At 75.2% G+C, this 15,671-nt stretch carries 13 protein-coding genes; 5 read left to right on the forward strand and 8 right to left on the reverse strand.

Features of this window, described 5'->3' with window-relative positions:
• Positions 1-30: 30 nt before the first annotated feature.
• On the forward strand, positions 31-2,139 hold the full coding sequence (locus OU787_RS31560; protein WP_051817213.1) for a SpoIIE family protein phosphatase: 2,109 nt from the start codon (positions 31-33) through the stop codon (positions 2,137-2,139).
• A 53-nt stretch (positions 2,140-2,192) separates the two neighbouring features.
• Positions 2,193-4,487 (forward strand): ATP-binding SpoIIE family protein phosphatase, encoded by a 2,295-nt coding sequence (locus OU787_RS31565; RefSeq protein ID WP_081967058.1) that lies wholly within the window; start codon positions 2,193-2,195, stop codon positions 4,485-4,487.
• A gap of 71 nt (positions 4,488-4,558) precedes the next feature.
• Here the strand turns inward: OU787_RS31565 and OU787_RS31570 are convergent, their stop codons facing one another.
• On the reverse strand, positions 4,559-5,563 hold the full coding sequence (locus OU787_RS31570; RefSeq protein WP_030461614.1) for an aldo/keto reductase family protein: 1,005 nt from the start codon (positions 5,561-5,563) through the stop codon (positions 4,559-4,561).
• A gap of 241 nt (positions 5,564-5,804) precedes the next feature.
• Here OU787_RS31570 and OU787_RS31575 point away from each other — a divergent pair, with 241 nt between their 5' ends.
• Positions 5,805-6,833, forward strand: a complete 1,029-nt coding sequence (locus OU787_RS31575; protein ID WP_232795052.1) for an Acg family FMN-binding oxidoreductase — start codon at positions 5,805-5,807, stop codon at positions 6,831-6,833.
• Positions 6,834-6,931: 98 nt separating this feature from the next.
• Positions 6,932-7,273: a DUF5713 family protein gene (locus OU787_RS31580; protein WP_030461612.1), complete on the forward strand. Its 342-nt coding sequence runs from the start codon at positions 6,932-6,934 to the stop codon at positions 7,271-7,273.
• Positions 7,274-7,298: 25 nt separating this feature from the next.
• Here the strand turns inward: OU787_RS31580 and OU787_RS31585 are convergent, their stop codons facing one another.
• The 5 genes from OU787_RS31585 to OU787_RS31605 all read right to left on the reverse strand — a co-directional run bounded on the left by OU787_RS31585 (position 7,299) and on the right by OU787_RS31605 (position 12,565).
• Positions 7,299-8,135, reverse strand: coding sequence for a class I SAM-dependent methyltransferase (locus OU787_RS31585; RefSeq protein WP_268661397.1), 837 nt, complete (start codon positions 8,133-8,135; stop codon positions 7,299-7,301).
• Between the two features lie 134 nt (positions 8,136-8,269).
• Positions 8,270-9,226 carry an electron transfer flavoprotein subunit alpha/FixB family protein gene (locus tag OU787_RS31590; protein WP_268661398.1) on the reverse strand — a complete coding sequence of 319 codons (957 nt, stop codon included), beginning with the start codon at positions 9,224-9,226 and terminating at the stop codon, positions 8,270-8,272.
• 182 nt (positions 9,227-9,408) lie between these two features.
• Positions 9,409-10,194 (reverse strand): electron transfer flavoprotein subunit beta/FixA family protein, encoded by a 786-nt coding sequence (locus OU787_RS31595; RefSeq protein WP_435820764.1) that lies wholly within the window; start codon positions 10,192-10,194, stop codon positions 9,409-9,411.
• A 96-nt stretch (positions 10,195-10,290) separates the two neighbouring features.
• Positions 10,291-10,764 carry a hypothetical protein gene (locus OU787_RS31600; RefSeq protein ID WP_051818295.1) on the reverse strand — a complete coding sequence of 158 codons (474 nt, stop codon included), beginning with the start codon at positions 10,762-10,764 and terminating at the stop codon, positions 10,291-10,293.
• A gap of 139 nt (positions 10,765-10,903) precedes the next feature.
• Entirely contained in the window at positions 10,904-12,565 is a 1,662-nt protein-coding gene (locus OU787_RS31605; RefSeq protein WP_268661399.1) for an FAD-dependent oxidoreductase, read from the reverse strand.
• Between the two features lie 106 nt (positions 12,566-12,671).
• Between OU787_RS31605 and OU787_RS31610 the strand changes: the two genes are divergently transcribed.
• Positions 12,672-13,274: a helix-turn-helix domain-containing protein gene (locus OU787_RS31610; RefSeq protein WP_268661400.1), complete on the forward strand. Its 603-nt coding sequence runs from the start codon at positions 12,672-12,674 to the stop codon at positions 13,272-13,274.
• 92 nt (positions 13,275-13,366) lie between these two features.
• On the opposite strand, the gene OU787_RS31615 is transcribed toward OU787_RS31610, so the two are convergent.
• Together OU787_RS31615 and OU787_RS31620 are read right to left on the reverse strand one after the other, a co-directional pair.
• Positions 13,367-14,026, reverse strand: a complete 660-nt coding sequence (locus tag OU787_RS31615) for a hypothetical protein (RefSeq protein WP_030464663.1) — start codon at positions 14,024-14,026, stop codon at positions 13,367-13,369.
• Positions 14,027-14,229: 203 nt separating this feature from the next.
• The gene (locus tag OU787_RS31620; RefSeq protein ID WP_268661401.1) at positions 14,230-15,030 is read right to left on the reverse strand and encodes a hypothetical protein; all 801 of its coding nucleotides are present in this window, start codon (positions 15,028-15,030) and stop codon (positions 14,230-14,232) included.
• Positions 15,031-15,671: the final 641 nt, after the last annotated feature.

Genomic DNA, 15,671 nt, shown 5'->3' on the forward strand with positions numbered 1-15,671 from the left:
GCCCGGCGGCGGACGGGAGGAGGACCCGGGGTGCCGGAACCCCAGCTGACACCCGAGGCGTTCGACCACGCCGTCGTGGCGATCGCCCTGACCGCCGGAACCGACCACCGGCTGGTCTACTACAACCACGCCTTCCACGCCCTGTTCGGCGACCGCCCGCTCGGCGCACCCGCCCGCGAAGCCTTCACCGAACCCGGCAGCGAACGCTTCCTCGCCACCCTCGACGCCGTCCTCGCCGACGGCACCGCCCGACAGGTCACCGCCCACCGCACCCTCGGCTGCCCCGCCGGCGAACCCACCCACCGCCACTTCGTCTACTCCTGCTCGCCCACCACCACCCGCGAGGGCCCCGGCATCCTCGCCGCCGCCATCGACACCACCGCCGAACTGCACTCCGCCCTCGAAGCCGAACGCCAGTCCGCCGAACGCCTCGAAGCCCTCCAGCGCTACGAGGCCCTGATCGCCGCCGCCGCCCAGATGGTCTGGGTCGCCCGCGCCGACGGCACCGCCAGCGAACTCATGCCCGGCTGGGAGGAGATCACCGGCCAGCCCTTCCCCGAAGCCGCCACCGCCGACGGCTGGCTCGACGTCGTCCACCCCCAGGACCGCGCCGAAACCGCCGCCCGCTGGGCCGCCGCCCTGCGCGAGCTGCCCGCCGTCTTCGACCACACCTTCCGGGTCCGCAGCGCCACCGGCGGCTACCGGCACCTCCGCTCCCGCGCCGTCCCCGTCCCGCACGAGGACCGCGGCACCGAATGGATCGGCACCACCCGCGACATCGAGGACCACTGGCGCGGCCGCCTGCGCGAACGCCTGCTCGCCCGGGCCGGCGCCGTCACCGAGGCCGAACGCGCCGAAGACGCCTTCGCCGCCCTCGCCGCCACCCTCGTCCCCGACCTCACCGACGTCTGCGCCGTCTACCTGCTGCCCGGACCCGACGCCGGCGGCGAAGAGATCGTCGCCACCCGGATCGCCTCCGTCGCCCGCCCCGGACTGCCCCCGCTGCCCCCGCTCGAACGGCAGACCTTCACCCTCGGCCCGCACGCCCGCCGCGCCGTCACCGACCGCACCCCCGCCCTGCTCGACCTCACCGCCGGCGCCTTCCCCACCGGCACCGTCCCCGAGATCTCCGCCCGCTGGCTGCGCGCCGTCCGCGCCACCAGCCTCACCCTGCTGCCCATCGTCGTCGACGGCGCCGTCGTCGCCCTCGCCGCCACCGCCGGCTGCCAGGACGCGCCCCCGCCCGGACCCGCCGACATCGACCTCCAGCACGAAGTCCTGCAGCGCGCCCAGGCCCCGCTGCGCCAGGCCCTCGCCCTGCAGCGCGCCCGGCACGCCGCCGTCGTCCTGCAACGCGCCCTGCTCACCACCCCGCCCCGGCTCGGCGCCGCCGCCGTCGCCGCCCGCTACCAGCCCGGCAGCCGCAACGCCGAGATCGGCGGCGACTGGTACGACGCCTTCGCCCTCCCCGACGGCTCGCTCGCCATCACCATCGGCGACGTGGCCGGCCACGACCTCGCCGCCGCCACCACCATGGGCCAACTGCGCGCCATGCTCCGCTCCATCGCCTACACCCGCGGCCACGCCCACACCCCCGCCGACACGCTGCGCGAACTCGACACCGCCGCCGAGGGGTTGGGCGTCGGCAGCTTCGCCACCGCGGTGCACGCCCGGCTGGTGCGCAACGGCGCCGACGGCGGCTGGGAGATGGAGTGGGCCAACGCCGGACACCCGCCGCCCGTCCTCGTCCCCGTCGACGGGCCGCCCCGGCTGCTGGCCGCCGAGGACGCCGACGTCCCGCTGTGCGTCGACCCCCGCCGCCCCCGGGTCACCCACCGGCACCCCGTCGGGGCCGGCGAGACGCTGCTGCTCTACACCGACGGCCTGGTCGAAGTCCCCGGCGAACACCTCAACGACGGCATCGCCCGGCTCTGCCGCAGCGCCGCCGAAGCCCGCCACCAGCCCCTCGCCGACCTCTGCGACCACCTGGTCGCCCTGGTCGCCGACGTCCGCGACGACATCGCGGTGATCGCCTTCCGGCCCGACCCGCAGGGCCCGGTGCAGGACGGCGCGGCGGGGCACGGCGCGGCGGGGCAGGGCGCGGCGAGCGGCGGAGGGCGGAAGGGGAAGCGGTGGTGAGGGACGAGGGCGGGAGGGACGAGGGCAGGAGGGGCCGCACAGGGAGGAACGGCATGGACGGCGACGGTCGGGACGGCGTGACGGGCAGGGGCGGCGAAGGCGAGGCGCGGGAAGGGGTGGTGCGGGGGCCGGTGGGCAGCGGGGAGGGCGGGCAGGTCGACGCCGCACTGCTCGACGCGCTGTTCGCCCAGGCCCCGATCGGCCTCTACCTGCTCGACCAGGACCTGCGGGTGATCCGCTACAACGGCGCCGCCCGCGGCGTCCGCGGCATGCCCGGCAACGACATCGTCGGCCACCGGCCCGCCGACTTCGCCCCCGGCTTCGACCGGGGCGAACTCGAGGCACTCGCCCGCCACGCCCTCCAGGACGGCGGCTACGTCCGCGAACACCTGGTGCGCGGCCGGATGCCCGCCGACCCCCGGCACGAGATGGTCGGCGCGATCTCCTTCTTCCGGATCCTCTCCGACACCGGCAGCCCCTACCTGGTCGCCGCCGTCGAGGACGTCACCGAACAGCAGACCGCCCTCGACCGGCTCGACATCCTGCACAGCGCCCACCGCAGCCTCGGCGCCTCCCTCGACGCCATCGGCTCCGCCCAGGAACTCACCGACGTCGCCGTCCCGCGCTTCGCCGACTCCGCCACCGTCGACCTGCTCGACGAACCCCTGCGCGGACTGCCGCTGCGCACCGGCCCCATCGACCCCGGCGCCCCGCTGCGCCGGGCCGCCTACCGCTCCGTGCACGGCGCCGGCCCCGCCGGGCCCTCGCCCGGCCCCGTCCCGCACGGCGCGCTGTCCACCTACGGGGCGCCGACGCCCTACAGCCAGGCGCTCGAGGACGGGCGGCCCCGGCTGATCCGCGGGCTGGGCGGCGAGGAGCAGTGGCTGGCCTCCGACCCCGAGCGGGGACGACGGCTGACCGGGCTCGGCGTGCACTCGATGATCGTCGCGCCGCTGGTGGTGCACGACGCCGTGCTGGGCGTGCTGGCGCTCTACCGGCACCGGCGCCCGGAGCCGTTCGACCAGGACGACCTGGAACTGGCCGTCGAACTCGCCTCGCGCGGCGCGATGTCCATCGACAAGGCCCGCAGCTACGCCCGGGAACGCTCGATCGCCACCACCCTGCAGCGCCAACTGCTGCCCCGGGAACCGGTGGAGCTGAGCGCCGTGCAGAGCGCGCACGTGTACCTGCCCGGCGTGGTCGGGCCGGGCGGCGACTGGTACGACGTGGTGCCGCTGTCCGCCGCCCGGGTCGGGCTGGCGATCGGCTCGGTCACCGGCACCGGGATCGAGGCCGCCGCCGTGATGGGACAGGTCCGCACCGCGCTGCGGACGCTGGCCGTCCAGGACCTCGCGCCGGACGAGCTGCTGGTGCGGCTGGACGACGCGGCCCGGGTGCTGACCGACGAGCAGCGGGGCAGCCTGCCGGCCGGTGCGGACAGCCTGCCGGACGGGCTGGCGTCCTGCCTGTACCTGGTCTACGACCCGATCGGCCGGACCTGCACCGCCGCCTCCGCCGGACACCCCGGGCCGGTCGTGGTCGGCCCCGACGGCGTGCCGGTGCCGTTCCCGGTCGAGCCCGGGCTGCCGCTGGGCTGCGGCGACGGCTGCTACGAGACGCGGGTCGCGGAACTGCCGGTCGGTAGCGTCCTGGCGCTGTACACCAACGGGCTGATGTCCGGGCCGCCGCGGCGGACGGGGGCCGGGGAGGGGACGGGGGGCAGGGAGGGGACGGGGGCGGAGCGCGGCGGGTTGGACGAGGTGCTGCCGGTCGGGCCGGGGGAGGGGCGGCGGGCGGTGCTGCAACGGGTGCTGGCCCGGGCCGGCGAGGAGGAGCTGGCGCAGCTGTGCGACCAGGCGGTGTACGCGCTGCTGCCGGAACGCCAGCGCGAGGACGCCGTGCTGCTGCTGGTGCGCACCCTGGGGCTGCCGGACGACAAGGTCGCGGTGTGGACCCTGCCGGAGGACCCGGCGGTGGTGCGCACCGCCCGGCGGCTGGCCGAACACCAGCTCGCCGCCTGGGGGTTGACGGAGCTGGAGTTCGCCACCGACCTGATCGTCAGCGAGCTGGTGACGAACGCGATCCGGTACGGGAAGTCGCCGATCCGGCTGCGGCTGATCAACGACCGGGGCCTGATCTGCGAGGTGTCGGACAGCTCCGACAGCACCCCGCACCTGCGGCGGGCCAAGTCCACCGACGAGGGCGGCCGGGGGCTGTTCATCATCGGGCAGCTGGCGCAGCGCTGGGGCACCCGGTTCGCCCGGCACGGGAAGACCATCTGGGCGCAGCAGGAGCTGCCGGAGGGGGAGGGAGAGAGGCAGGAGGGGGAAGGGGAGTTGCCCGGATAGCGGGGGGAGGCGGCCGCCCCGGGCAAGGGCGGCCGCCCGTGTGTCTCAGGGGTGGGTTTCAGAGGCGGGTCTCAGGGGCGGGTCTTGGGGGCGTTCTCCGCCGTCCGGGCCGGGTCGAACTCGGCGACGGGGGACAGGATCTCGTCCATCCGGGCGAGCAGGGCGGGCTCCAGCTTCACGCCCGCGGCCTTGACGTTCTCAGTGACCTGCTCGGGGCGGGAGGCGCCGATGATCGCGGCGGAGACGTTCGGGTTCTGCAGCACCCAGGCGACGGCGAGCTGGGCGAGAGACAGGCCGGCCTCCGCGGCGAGCGGCTGCAGCAGCTGGACGCGCTCCAGCACCTCGGGCCGCAGCCAGCGGGCGACGAAGTTCGCGCCGCCCTTCTCGTCGGTGGCCCGGGAGCCGGCCGGGGGCTCGGCGCCCGGCTTGTACTTGCCGGTCAGCACGCCCTGTGCGATCGGCGACCAGACCACCTGGCCGATGCCCAACTCCTCGCAGGTGGGCACCACTTCACCCTCGATGACCCGCCACAGCGCGCTGTACTGGGGCTGGCTGGAGACGAACGGGACGCGCAGCTCGCGGGCCAGCGCGTAGCCGGCCCGGATCTGGGCGGCCGTCCACTCGGAGACGCCGATGTACAGCGCCTTGCCGGAGCGGACCACGTCGGCGAACGCCTCCATGGTCTCCTCCAGCGGGGTGGAGGGGTCGTAGCGGTGGGCCTGGTAGACGTCCACGTAGTCGGTCTGCAGGCGGCGCAGCGAGCCGTCGATCGACTCCATGACGTGCTTGCGCCCCAGGCCCCGGTCGTTGCGGCCGGGGCCGGTCGGCCAGAACACCTTGGTGAGGATCTCCAGCCCCTCGCGGCGCTCGCCCTTCAGGGCCCGGCCGAGGACCGACTCGGCGCGGGTCTCGGCGTAGACGTCGGCGGTGTCGAAGGTGGTGATCCCGGCGTCGAGGGCGGCGCGGATGCAGGCGCCCGCGGTCTCCTCCTCGACCTGCGAGCCGTGGGTGAGCCAGTTCCCGTACGCGATCTCACTGATGATCAGGCCGCTGCGGCCCAGGTGGCGGAATTCCATGACCCGTACCGTACGTCAGCGGCGGCGGAGCGGGTGGTACCGGCGCCGGGACGGGGCAGGGGCGGGTGCCGTCGGGGCGAGGGGCGAAGGTCGTCGGAGGGAGGGGCGGAGGTCGTCGGCGGGAGGGGCGGAGGTCGCCGGGGCCGGGCCTTTGGGCCCTACCGGGCGGGGCGGGGCCGGGCGCAGGCTCAAGACACGGACGTGTGGGATCCGACGAGGATGCGGCGAGGAGTGATCCGCGATGACCGGGTCGACGGCGGGAACGATGGACGGGGTGCCGGGCGGGCCGAGCCCGGCGGAGCTGCGGGAGCTGGTCGCGGCGGCCGGGGCCGCGCCGTCGCTGCACAACGCGCAGCCGTGGTGGTTCCGGCCGGCCGGGGACGGGCCCGGGATGCTGGTGTTCGCCGACCCGGCGCGGGCGGTGCCGCTGGCGGACCCGGACGGGCGGGGCATGCTGCTGTCGGTCGGGGCGGCACTGTTCAACCTGCGGGTGGCGGCGGCCCGACTCGGCCTGCCCGTCGAGGAGTTGGACCTGGCGCCGGGACCGGTCGAGCCGGCCGAACCGGTCGCGGTGGTGCGCTTCGGGCCGCGCGGAGCAGCCCAGGAGCCTTTTGAACTGGCCGAGTTGGCCGAGGCGATCGGCCAACGGCACTCCAGTCGCGAGCCGTTCGGGAACCGGGACGTGCCCGAGGCGGTGATCGGCGAGCTGATCGCGGCCGCCGCCGACGAGGACACCGTGCTGGACGTGCTGGAGGAGGCCGGGGCGCGCCGGGTGCTGGCGCTGACCGCGGAGGCCGAGGCCCGGATCGCCGGGGACGCCGCCCGCCGGGCGGAGACCGGGAGTTGGCTGCGCGCGGCCCCGGCCGCCCGCACCGGGGACGGCATCCCGGAGCGGGCGCTCGGCCCGCAGGACCACGAAGCCCGGGTCCCCGTACGGGACTTCGCCGGTCGCGGACCCGTGCACGCGCAGCGCTTCGAGGCGCTGCCGCAGCTGGCGACCATCGCCACCCGGGGCGACACGGTGGCGGACTGGCTGCGGGCCGGGCAGGCGATGGAACGGGTCTGGCTGGTGGCGACCGCCCGCGGGCTGCGGGTCTCGGTGCTCCACCAGGCCGTCGAACTGCCGGAGACCCGTTGGCGGTTGCGCGACCCCGACAGTGGCATCGGCACCGTCCAGGTGGTGCTGCGGGTCGGCTACGGCCCGCCCGGGGCGGCCACCCCGCGCCGGAGCGTCGACGACCTGCTGCGCGACCCGGCCGGGGACCGCTGACGGCGCCCCGTTCGGGAGGGGTGCCGGCTGTTGTCGGTGGGCGGGGGCATCATCGGCCGGAGGACTTCCCCAGTGGACCCGGTGGACGGAGCGGCGGCATGGCGATCACGAACGAGCGGATGGCGGGGTACGAGTTCCTGCGCCCGATGCGCGGGGACGGGTACTACCCGGCGCACCTGGTGGCCAAGGGCGGCGACATCCTGCACGCGCTGTGCGAGCGGATCGAGGCCGAACCGCCGCGCAGCCTTGAGGAGTTGTACGTGCTGACGCATGCCGCGACGGAGCAGTTCAACCTGCTGGCGGAGGAGTTCTACGCGGCCGACAGCGAGATCGAGACCGTCGCGCGCGACACGATCGCGGTGGACTTCGGGTACCTCGCCGGGGCGTACGGCTTCCCGGACGCCGACCTGGAGGAGCTGGTCGAACCCCGCGACTGGTGAGGCCGCGGGGCCGGTCCGGGGGCGCTCAGCGGGTGGCGGACGCCAGCAGGGCGCGGTGCGGGAGCAGCAGGGCGTCCGGCTGCGTCGGGTCGGTGCGGTACTCCTCGGCGAGCCGCTCGTAGTGGCGGCGGGCCTCGGCCCGGACGGCGGGCGGCTGGGCGAGCAGGGTCAGCCCGACGGTGGCGACCCCGGCCGCCGGGCCGCTCCACCACTCGTCCAGGGTGGTGGCGTGGTCGAAGTCGAGGGTGCGGCCGTGGGCGTCGCGCAGTCCGGCGGCGGTGAGCAGCCCGGCCAGCCCCTCGGGGGTGCGGGTGAAGTCGTCGGCCGGGTCGAGCGGCCCCAGGTGCGGCGGGCGGACCGCGCCGGCCGCCTGCAGGGCGCGCGGGAGCAGCGTCTGCCCCGGGGCGGGGCTGCCCGACCAGATGGTGACGGCGAGCCGCCCGCCCGGGCGCAGCACGCGCCGCATCTCGGCCAGTGCGAGCAGCGGCCGACCGACGTGGTTGAGGACGAAGTTGGCCACCACCGCGTCGAACTCGCCGTCCGGGAACGGCAGTTCGGGGAGGGTGGCGAGGCCGCTGCGGGCCTGCGGGACGTCGCGGCGGACGAGTTCGAGCATGCTCGGCTCGGCGTCGACGGCGGTGACCAGGGCGCCGCGGGCCACTGCCGCCGCGGCGACGGTGCCCGGACCGGTGCCGACGTCCAGCACCCGGTGGTGCGCGGACACGCCTGCCGCGTCCAGGAGCCGGCCCGCCGGGCGGGCGCAGAGCCGGCCGAACGAGGCGGCGTAGACGGCGCCGTGCCCGGCCCAGGCAGTGCGTTCGTTGGCGTCGAAGGCCGTGGTCGGCGGCGCGCTCTGCGGCACAAGTACCCCCTCGTTCCGGTGCTCCGTGGACGATCGTAGCGAGGAGGGCGGGAGGTGCGGGGCGGGGGTGGGGACGGCGGAAGGGCGCGACCGGGGTGGTCGCGCCCTTCGGGTGGGGCCGGGACGGCTGCGGGTCAGCCGGCCTTGACCTCGCCGGTGAGTTGGGGGAGGACGGTGAAGAGGTCGCCGACGACGCCGTAGTCGACGAGTTCGAAGATGGGGGCTTCGGGGTCCTTGTTGACGGCGACGATGGTCTTGCTGGTCTGCATGCCGGCGCGGTGCTGGATGGCGCCGGAGATGCCGGCGGCGACGTAGAGCTGGGGGGAGACCTGCTTGCCGGTCTGGCCGACCTGGCTGCTGTGGGGGTACCAGCCGGCGTCGACGGCGGCGCGGGAGGCGCCGACGGCCGCTCCGAGGGCGTCGGCGAGGTCCTCGACGACGGAGAAGCCGTCGGCGGCGCCGACGCCGCGGCCGCCGGAGACCACGATGGCGGCCTCGGTCAGCTCGGGGCGGCCGGTGGACACGCGCGGGGTGCGGGCGGTGACGGTGGCCGCGCCTCCGGTCAGCGCCACGGTCACGTTCTGCACGGCGCCGGCGGCGGGGGCGGTCTCGGGGGCGGTGCTGTTGGGCTTGACGGTGATGACCGGGGCGCCGGTGGTGACGGTGGAGGTGACCTGGAAGGACGCGGCGAACACCGACTGGGTGGCGACGGGGCCGGTGGGGCCCTGTGCGACGTCGACGGCGTCGGTGATCAGGCCCGAGCCCAGGCGCAGGGCGGTGCGGGCGGCGACCTCCTTGTTCTCGCCGGAGGAGGTGACCAGGATCGCGGCGGCGCCGCTGTCCTTGGCGATCTGGGTCAGCGCGTCGACCTTGGGCACCACCAGCTGGGAGGTGAACTCCTCGGCATCGGCGGTGTAGACCTTGGCGGCGCCGTACTCGGCGGCCTTGGCGGCGATGTCGGCGGCCGCGGCTCCGGCGCCGAGGACGACGGCGGAGGGGGTGCCCAGGCGGCGGGCGAGGGTCAGCAGTTCGAGGGCGGGCTTGCGCACGGCGCCGTCGGCGTGGTCGACGAGGACCAGGATCTCGGTCATGGTCGGTGGCTCCTGGGGATGCGTGGAAGAAGGGGTGACGAGCCGTCAGGTGAGCGTTCCTGCAGCGGCGTTGTCCATCGACGGGGTGCTCCGGCCGGGTCGGCCGCCGGTCGAGCGGCCGCCGGCCGAGCGACTGGGGCTCGGGGTGGCGGCCGCCGGGCCGGGCGCGGTGGCGCGGCCCGTCAGATGAACTTCTGCTCGGCGAGGTAGGCGGCGAGCTGCTTGCCGCCCTCGCCCTCGTCGGTCACGATGACGCCCTTGGTGCGGGCGGGGCGGGCGGTGACGTCCTCGACCTTGGTCCAGGCGCCGGCCAGGCCGACGGTGTCGGCGTCGATGCCCAGGTCGTCCAGGTCCAGGGAGGTCACCGGCTTCTTCTTCGCCGCCATGATGCCCTTGAACGAGGGGTAGCGGGCCTCACCGGACTGGTCGGTGACCGAGACGACCGCGGGCAGAGCCGCCTCGACCTGCTCGGTGGCCGCGTCGCCGTCCCGGCGCCCGGTCACCTTCCCGCCGGCCACCGCCACCTCCGACAGCAGCGTGGCCTGCGGGACCCCCAGGCGCTCGGCCAGCAGCGCGGGCAGCACGCCCATGGTGCCGTCGGTGGAGGCCATGCCGCACACCACCAGGTCGAAACCGGTCTTCTCCAGCGCGGCCGCCAGGATCGCCGAGGTCCCGAGCGCGTCCGTGCCGTGGATGTCGTCGTCGTTGACGTGCACGGCCTTGTCCGCGCCCATCGACAGCGCCTTGCGCAGCGCGTCCTTCGCGTCGTCCGGGCCCACGGTCAGCACCGTCACCTCGGCGCCCTCGTTGGCCTCCGCGATCCGCAGCGCCTGCTCGACGCCGTACTCGTCCAGCTCCGACAGGAGGCCGTCCACGCCCTCCCGGTCGGTGGTGGCATCGTCCGCGAAGCGACGGTCACCGGTCGCGTCGGGCACGTACTTCACACAGACAACGATCCTCAAGCTCACGGCCACCTTGTCCTTTCATGCGGGAGGGAACTGAGTACCCCCACTAGACCACACTCCGTGCCATGGATCCACTCTTGCGGGGGTGTGAGGGGGGACTCAGTTCCCAGCGGGCGGGGCCGGGCGGCGGGTGCGGGCGGGCGCGGGCGCGGGGTGGAGGCCGGCGGCCCAGCGCAGCGAGTACCAGGAGAGGGCGGCGAGCAGGGCGGCGCTGGGGAGTTCGGCGGCGTAGGCGAGGAACTCGGCGGTGCGGAAGGCCTCGCCGCGGTGGGCGGACCAGAGGTCGAAGAAGGCGTCCATGCCGAGCAGGACGGCGGTCGCGGAGGCGATCGGGCTGGTGGTGCGGTGGCGGCGGCGGACCAGGGCGGCGAGCAGCAGCAGGGAGGCGGCCTCGATCAGGTCCAGCCAGACCCAGGCGTTGGAGAGGTTGCGGGCCCCGAAGTGGCCCCGGACGTTCAGGGCGAGGTCGACGATCCAGGGCAGCAGCAGGACGGCGGCGACCCGGAAGGCGATCGACAGCAGGCGCAGCAGCGCGTCCTCGTGGTTGGCCAGGGCCTTGCGGAGAGCGGGCACGCCGCGATCATAGGGCTGACGGCGCGTCAGGTTTGTCAGGCCGCTGGACGAATGCGGCGGGTGGAACGGGTGGAAGGCGGACGCGGGCGGGGCCGCCGCGTGCGGGCGGGCACGGCGGCGGCCCCGGGGGCGGGTGCGGTCAGCCCTTGCGGCGCAGGCGGAGGGTGGAGTCGCGGTGCGGGCGGGCGTCCGGGTCGGTGACGGGGTGCCCGGGGTGGTCGTGCCGGGCGTGCTCCTCGGCGAGTTCGACGGTCCAGCCGGCCGGGTCGAGCTGCAGGGCGGCGAGCATCTCCCTGGGGGTCGGGAAGTGCATGTCGGGGTGCGGGTGGTCGTGCTTGGCCGGGAACGCGGCGTGGCTGGTGATCAGCAGCGTGCCGTCGGGGTCGACGGCCGCGGCGGCCCGGCGCAGCACCCGCTCGCGCGGGAACTCGGCGGGGGAGTGCAGGAACTGCGCCGAGACCAGGTCGTAGCCGCCGGACGGGAAGGCGTGCGCCAGGTCGACGCGCTGCCAGTCGATCCGGTCGGCGACGCCCTCGACGGCGGCCCGGGCGGCCGCCCGGTCGAGCGCGACCTGCGAGATGTCTACGGCGGTGACCTGCCAGCCCTGCTTGGCCAGCCAGATCGCGTCCCCGCCCTCGCCGCAGCCCAGGTCCAGCGCCCGGCCGGGCGCCAGGCCGGTGGCCTGCACGGTCAGCGAGGCGTTCGGGCGGCCGCTCCAGATCTGCTCGCTCTCGCCGTACCGCTTCTCCCAGAACTCGACCGCGTCGACGGCCAGCCGGGTCTCCTCGGCGACCAGGTCGGCGTTGATCGCGGCGGCCGCCCGCAGCCCGTCCGCGGCGGCGATCGCGACCTGCGCGGCCGGGTCGGTCAGGTTGCCCGCCGCCCAGACGCCGGGGACGCCGGTGGCGCCCGTCGGGTCGGTGGTGGCCAGCCGGGTGGCGAACCGGACGCCCTCGCGGACCAGGTCGGTCGCCGCCAGGCCCAGCTCGGCCAGGAACGGCGCGGTCACCGTCATCTCGGTGCCGACGGCCAGCGCCTCGCAGGCCACCACGGTGCCGTCGGCCAGGCGGACCCCGGTCAGCCCGGCGCCGCCGGTGGCGCTGTCGGGGCCGTTCTCGGGGCCGTCCTCGGGCAGCAGTGCGGCCACCTCGCCGGGCACCACGGTCACGCCGCGGGCGGCCAGTTCGCGCCGCTGCTGCTCGTCGAACGGCGCGCTGGTGTGCGCGAGCAGCGTGACGTCGTCGCTCCACTGCCGCCACAGCAGGGCCTGGTGGACGGCGATGGCCGGGTCGGTGGCCAGCACGGCGATCTTCCGGTCGCGGACCTCCCAGCCGTGGCAGTACGGGCAGTGCACCACCTGGTGCCCCCAGCGCTCGGTCAGGCCGGGCACCTCGGGCAGCAGGTCGGTGGTGCCGGTGGTCAGCAGCAGCCGGCGGGCGTGCACGGCGGTGCCGTCGGACAGTTCGGCGCGGAAGCCGCCGTCCTCCTCGCGGTGGATGCCGAGCACCTCCGCGTCGTGGAACTCGCCGCCGTACGAGGCGACTTCGGCCCGGCCCAGGGCGACCAGTTCGGCGGGCGGGAGGCCCTCGCGGCCGAGCAGGCCGTGGATGCCCTCGGCGGGCGCGTTGCGCGGGCGGCCCGCGTCGACCACCAGGACGGAGCGGCGGGCCCGGGCCAGGGTGAGGGCGCCGCTGAGCCCGGCGGCGCCGCCTCCGACGACCAGGACGTCGTGGTGGCGGGCGGGGCGCGAGGGCTGCTGCGGGTGCTGCTGGGAGTGCTCGTGCGGGTGCGTCGTGGTCATGCTCCGATGGTGCGCCGGGTTCGCCGGATTGACAAACAATGTTGCTGAGGTGGCAAATGGAGGGGTGGCAAATGGGGGAGTGGCGAAGCCGGAGAGGAGCGAGGCGATGGGCGAGGACTTCGAGGCGGTGCTGACGGGGGTCGGCCCCCGGCTGCGGGCGATCCGGCAGCAGCACGGCACCACGCTGGCGCAGCTGAGCGAGCAGACCGGCATCTCGGTCAGCACGCTCTCCCGGCTGGAGTCCGGCGGACGGCGGCCGACCCTGGAACTGCTGCTGCCGCTGGCCCGCGCGCACGGCGTGGCGCTGGACGAACTGGTCGACGCCCCGCCCACCGGCGACCCCCGGGTGCGGCTGCGCCCGTTCGTCCGGCACGGCTGGACGTACCTGCCGCTGGCCCGCAGCCTCGGCGGCATGCAGGCGTACAAGATCGTCGTCCCGGCGGGCGGCAGCCGGGAGAACTGCGAGCAGCGCACCCACGAGGGCCACGAGTGGCTGTACGTGCTCTCCGGCGAGCTGCTGCTGAAGCTGGGCGAGCACGAGGTGGTGCTGAAGGCGGGCGAGGCGGCGGAGTTCGACACCCGGACGCCGCACCTGTTCACCAACGCGGGCCGGGTGCCGGTGGAGTTCCTCAGCCTGTTCGGCCCGCAGGGGGAGCGGGTGCACGTGCGGGCCAGGACCGCGAACAAGGCTGGTGGGGAAGGGGATTGACGGCTCGTCAGCGCGGAACGCCGCGCCCGAGGGGTGGGCGCGGCGTCCGGGTGTGCGGGGTGCGGTGACGTGCACCGCGGTTGGTGGCGGCGTCAGTTGACGAAGACGGTGCCGCCCAGGGTGGTGTCGGTGACCGGGCCGTAGGACGCCGAGAAGTTGATGCTGGCGAAGCAGATGCTCGGGCCGGACAGCTTGGTGAAGGCCTGGTTGGCCATGTTGATCTGCGGCGGGGTGTTGGTGGCGTTGCCGTTGAGGGCGCCGCCGGTCGAGGAGTAGGTGCACAGGGCGTTGCCGGCCAGGGTCTTGAGGCTGACCGCGGCCTGGATGGAGCCGCTCAGGCTGACCGGGAACCCGGCGGAGTCGGAGATGCTCAGGGTGTAGGGCAGGTTGTTCATGGTCAGGCTGTTCACGCCGGTGACGCCCACCACGTTGGAGGTGCAGCCCGAGAAGGTCAGGGTGCCGACCGGGCCGGACGCGGTGGCGGAGCCGGTGGCGAGCGGGTTGGCGGCGACGCTGCCGCCGATGGTGGAGCCGGAGCACTTGACGCCGGTGGTGGTGCCCGGGTTGTACATGGTGGCGTAGGTGCCGCTGACCAGGTTCGCGGCCAGCGTGTCGCCGACCCCGACGGCCGTGCCGGTGCCGGCGATGGTCAGCACCGGGGTGCCGGCCGCGCTGGCCGGGACGGCCGGGAGGACGAGCAGGGCGCCGGCGGCGGTGAGGGCCGCGAGGCCGGCGGCGAGGCGGTTGCGCATGAGGGTGTTCCTTCCGGTGGGTGGGGCGGAGCGGACGGAGCTGCCCCGGCGCGGTCGCCGGAGCGCGTGCGGGCCCCGCGCTGGGGACGGGGGCGGGCACGGGTTCGTGGGGGAGGGTGGAGCGGATGGTGCTGGTGGGGCGGGTGCGGCCCGGCGGGGCGAGGTGGGTGGCGGAGGTGGCGCGGGGCGGACCCGGCGGGCCGTCAGTGCGCGGCGCTGTCGCGCAGCGCGGCGGTGAGGTCGGCGACGTCGGTGTCCAGGACGAAGGACGCGTTGGTCTGCTGGAAGCTCACCGAGTCCTTGCCGGGCGCCGCGGGCAGGCCCATCGTCCAGTCGATGATCTGGTTCAGCGAGCCGAGCAGGCCGCAGCCGCTGGCGCCGGGCACCGCGAAGGTGTTGTCGACCAGGGAGGCGTTGGTCTCCGAAATGACCAGTGCGTTGTGCCCGTTGGGGTCCGTGTCGTAGCCCAGGGTGCCCGGGTCGCCGGTCATCGGCGGGGTGGAGCCGGTCGGGGTGGTCGCGCCGGTGGTCGGCTTGAGCAGCAGCGGAGCGGAGTCCGAGCCGACGTAGCAGTGCGCGCCGAACAGCGCGTTGTACAGGTGCAGTTTGATCGGCAGCTGGAACACCGGGTACGGCTCGCCGGTCGCCAGCGGCGTGAACTTGGTGACCGGGCCCGCGAGTTCGACCTGAGCGAAGACGCTGGTGATGCCCGGCAGGAAGTTCTGGATGCCCGGGATGTTGATCTGCACCATGGGCGCGCTGAGCAGCGGCGCGCTGGTGGGCGGCACCACGGTGTACTGGTTGGCGCTGCTGCCGTCCGGGAACGACACCTCGGGCGCGGACTTGTCCCAGTAGAAGCCGAACTGCAGCGTGATCGGCGAGTTGAACGCCACCACGGTGCTGCCGAGGGTGAACTTCCCGGCGTTGGTCACCGACACCAGGCAGCCGACCTGGAGGTTCTCCGGGTTGGTCATGGCGGGCGCGGCGACCGGACAGTTGCCCATGCCGGTGTACGGCGCGCCGGGCGCCGCCGTGGTGGCGGCGGAGGCGGATCCCGGGGTGACACCGGCCAGTAGTGCGGCGCCGGCGAGGACGGCGGCCGGTGGCAGCAGGCGGCGGCGCCGGCGGCGGGCGCGGCTGCGGGCGAGGCGGCGGAAGCGGCAGGGGTGGGCGTGCTGGCGTGCATGGCGGGGGACTCCTGACGGCAGGGGGCAGGGCTGAGCAAGGCAAGGCAAGGCGGGGGCGGGGCGGGGCACGGCTGAGCAGGGCAGGGCAGGGCAGGGCAGGGCGAGGCGGGCCGGGCGGTGGTGCCGAGCGATGCCGAGCTGCTGAGCGGGTGGGCGGTTGGGCCTGGGGGGAACAGGGCGCTCGACGCCACGAGCGACCGGGCCGAGGGCGCACGACTGCCACCGTTGCGCCGGAGCGGTCCGCCGTACCGGGAACGCGGCGCCTCCGTACGGGGGTACGGGGGAGTGCGGGAGCGCGCGCCGGGCCCGGAACGGGAACGACCCGGTGGGTGCGGCCGCGAGGCCTGGTTACCGCCGGGTACTCGCCAAGTTCTAGGCGGCTTGCCGGGGCAACGTCAAGGAGAAGAGCGGAAGTTGGAAGGAAGGTGAGTGGAGTTCGATCACATCGGGTTTTCAAC

Origin of the sequence: Kitasatospora sp. YST-16 (genome assembly GCF_026802215.1) — a bacterium.
Lineage (GTDB): Bacteria > Actinomycetota > Actinomycetes > Streptomycetales > Streptomycetaceae > Kitasatospora > Kitasatospora cineracea.

Bases quoted from the DNA above. Each gene is read 5' to 3' on its own strand.
- OU787_RS31565 (WP_081967058.1), top strand. From the start codon at position 2,193: ATGGACGGCGACGGTCGGGACGGCGTGACGGGCAGGGGCGGCGAAGGC.
- OU787_RS31570 (WP_030461614.1), bottom strand. From the start codon at position 5,563: ATGGAATTCCGCCACCTGGGCCGCAGCGGCCTGATCATCAGTGAGATC.
- OU787_RS31575 (WP_232795052.1), top strand. From the start codon at position 5,805: ATGACCGGGTCGACGGCGGGAACGATGGACGGGGTGCCGGGCGGGCCG.
- OU787_RS31580 (WP_030461612.1), top strand. From the start codon at position 6,932: ATGGCGATCACGAACGAGCGGATGGCGGGGTACGAGTTCCTGCGCCCG.
- OU787_RS31590 (WP_268661398.1), bottom strand. From the start codon at position 9,226: ATGACCGAGATCCTGGTCCTCGTCGACCACGCCGACGGCGCCGTGCGC.
- OU787_RS31605 (WP_268661399.1), bottom strand. From the start codon at position 12,565: ATGACCACGACGCACCCGCACGAGCACTCCCAGCAGCACCCGCAGCAG.
- OU787_RS31610 (WP_268661400.1), top strand. From the start codon at position 12,672: ATGGGCGAGGACTTCGAGGCGGTGCTGACGGGGGTCGGCCCCCGGCTG.
- OU787_RS31615 (WP_030464663.1), bottom strand. From the start codon at position 14,026: ATGCGCAACCGCCTCGCCGCCGGCCTCGCGGCCCTCACCGCCGCCGGC.
- OU787_RS31620 (WP_268661401.1), bottom strand. From the start codon at position 15,030: ATGGGCAACTGTCCGGTCGCCGCGCCCGCCATGACCAACCCGGAGAAC.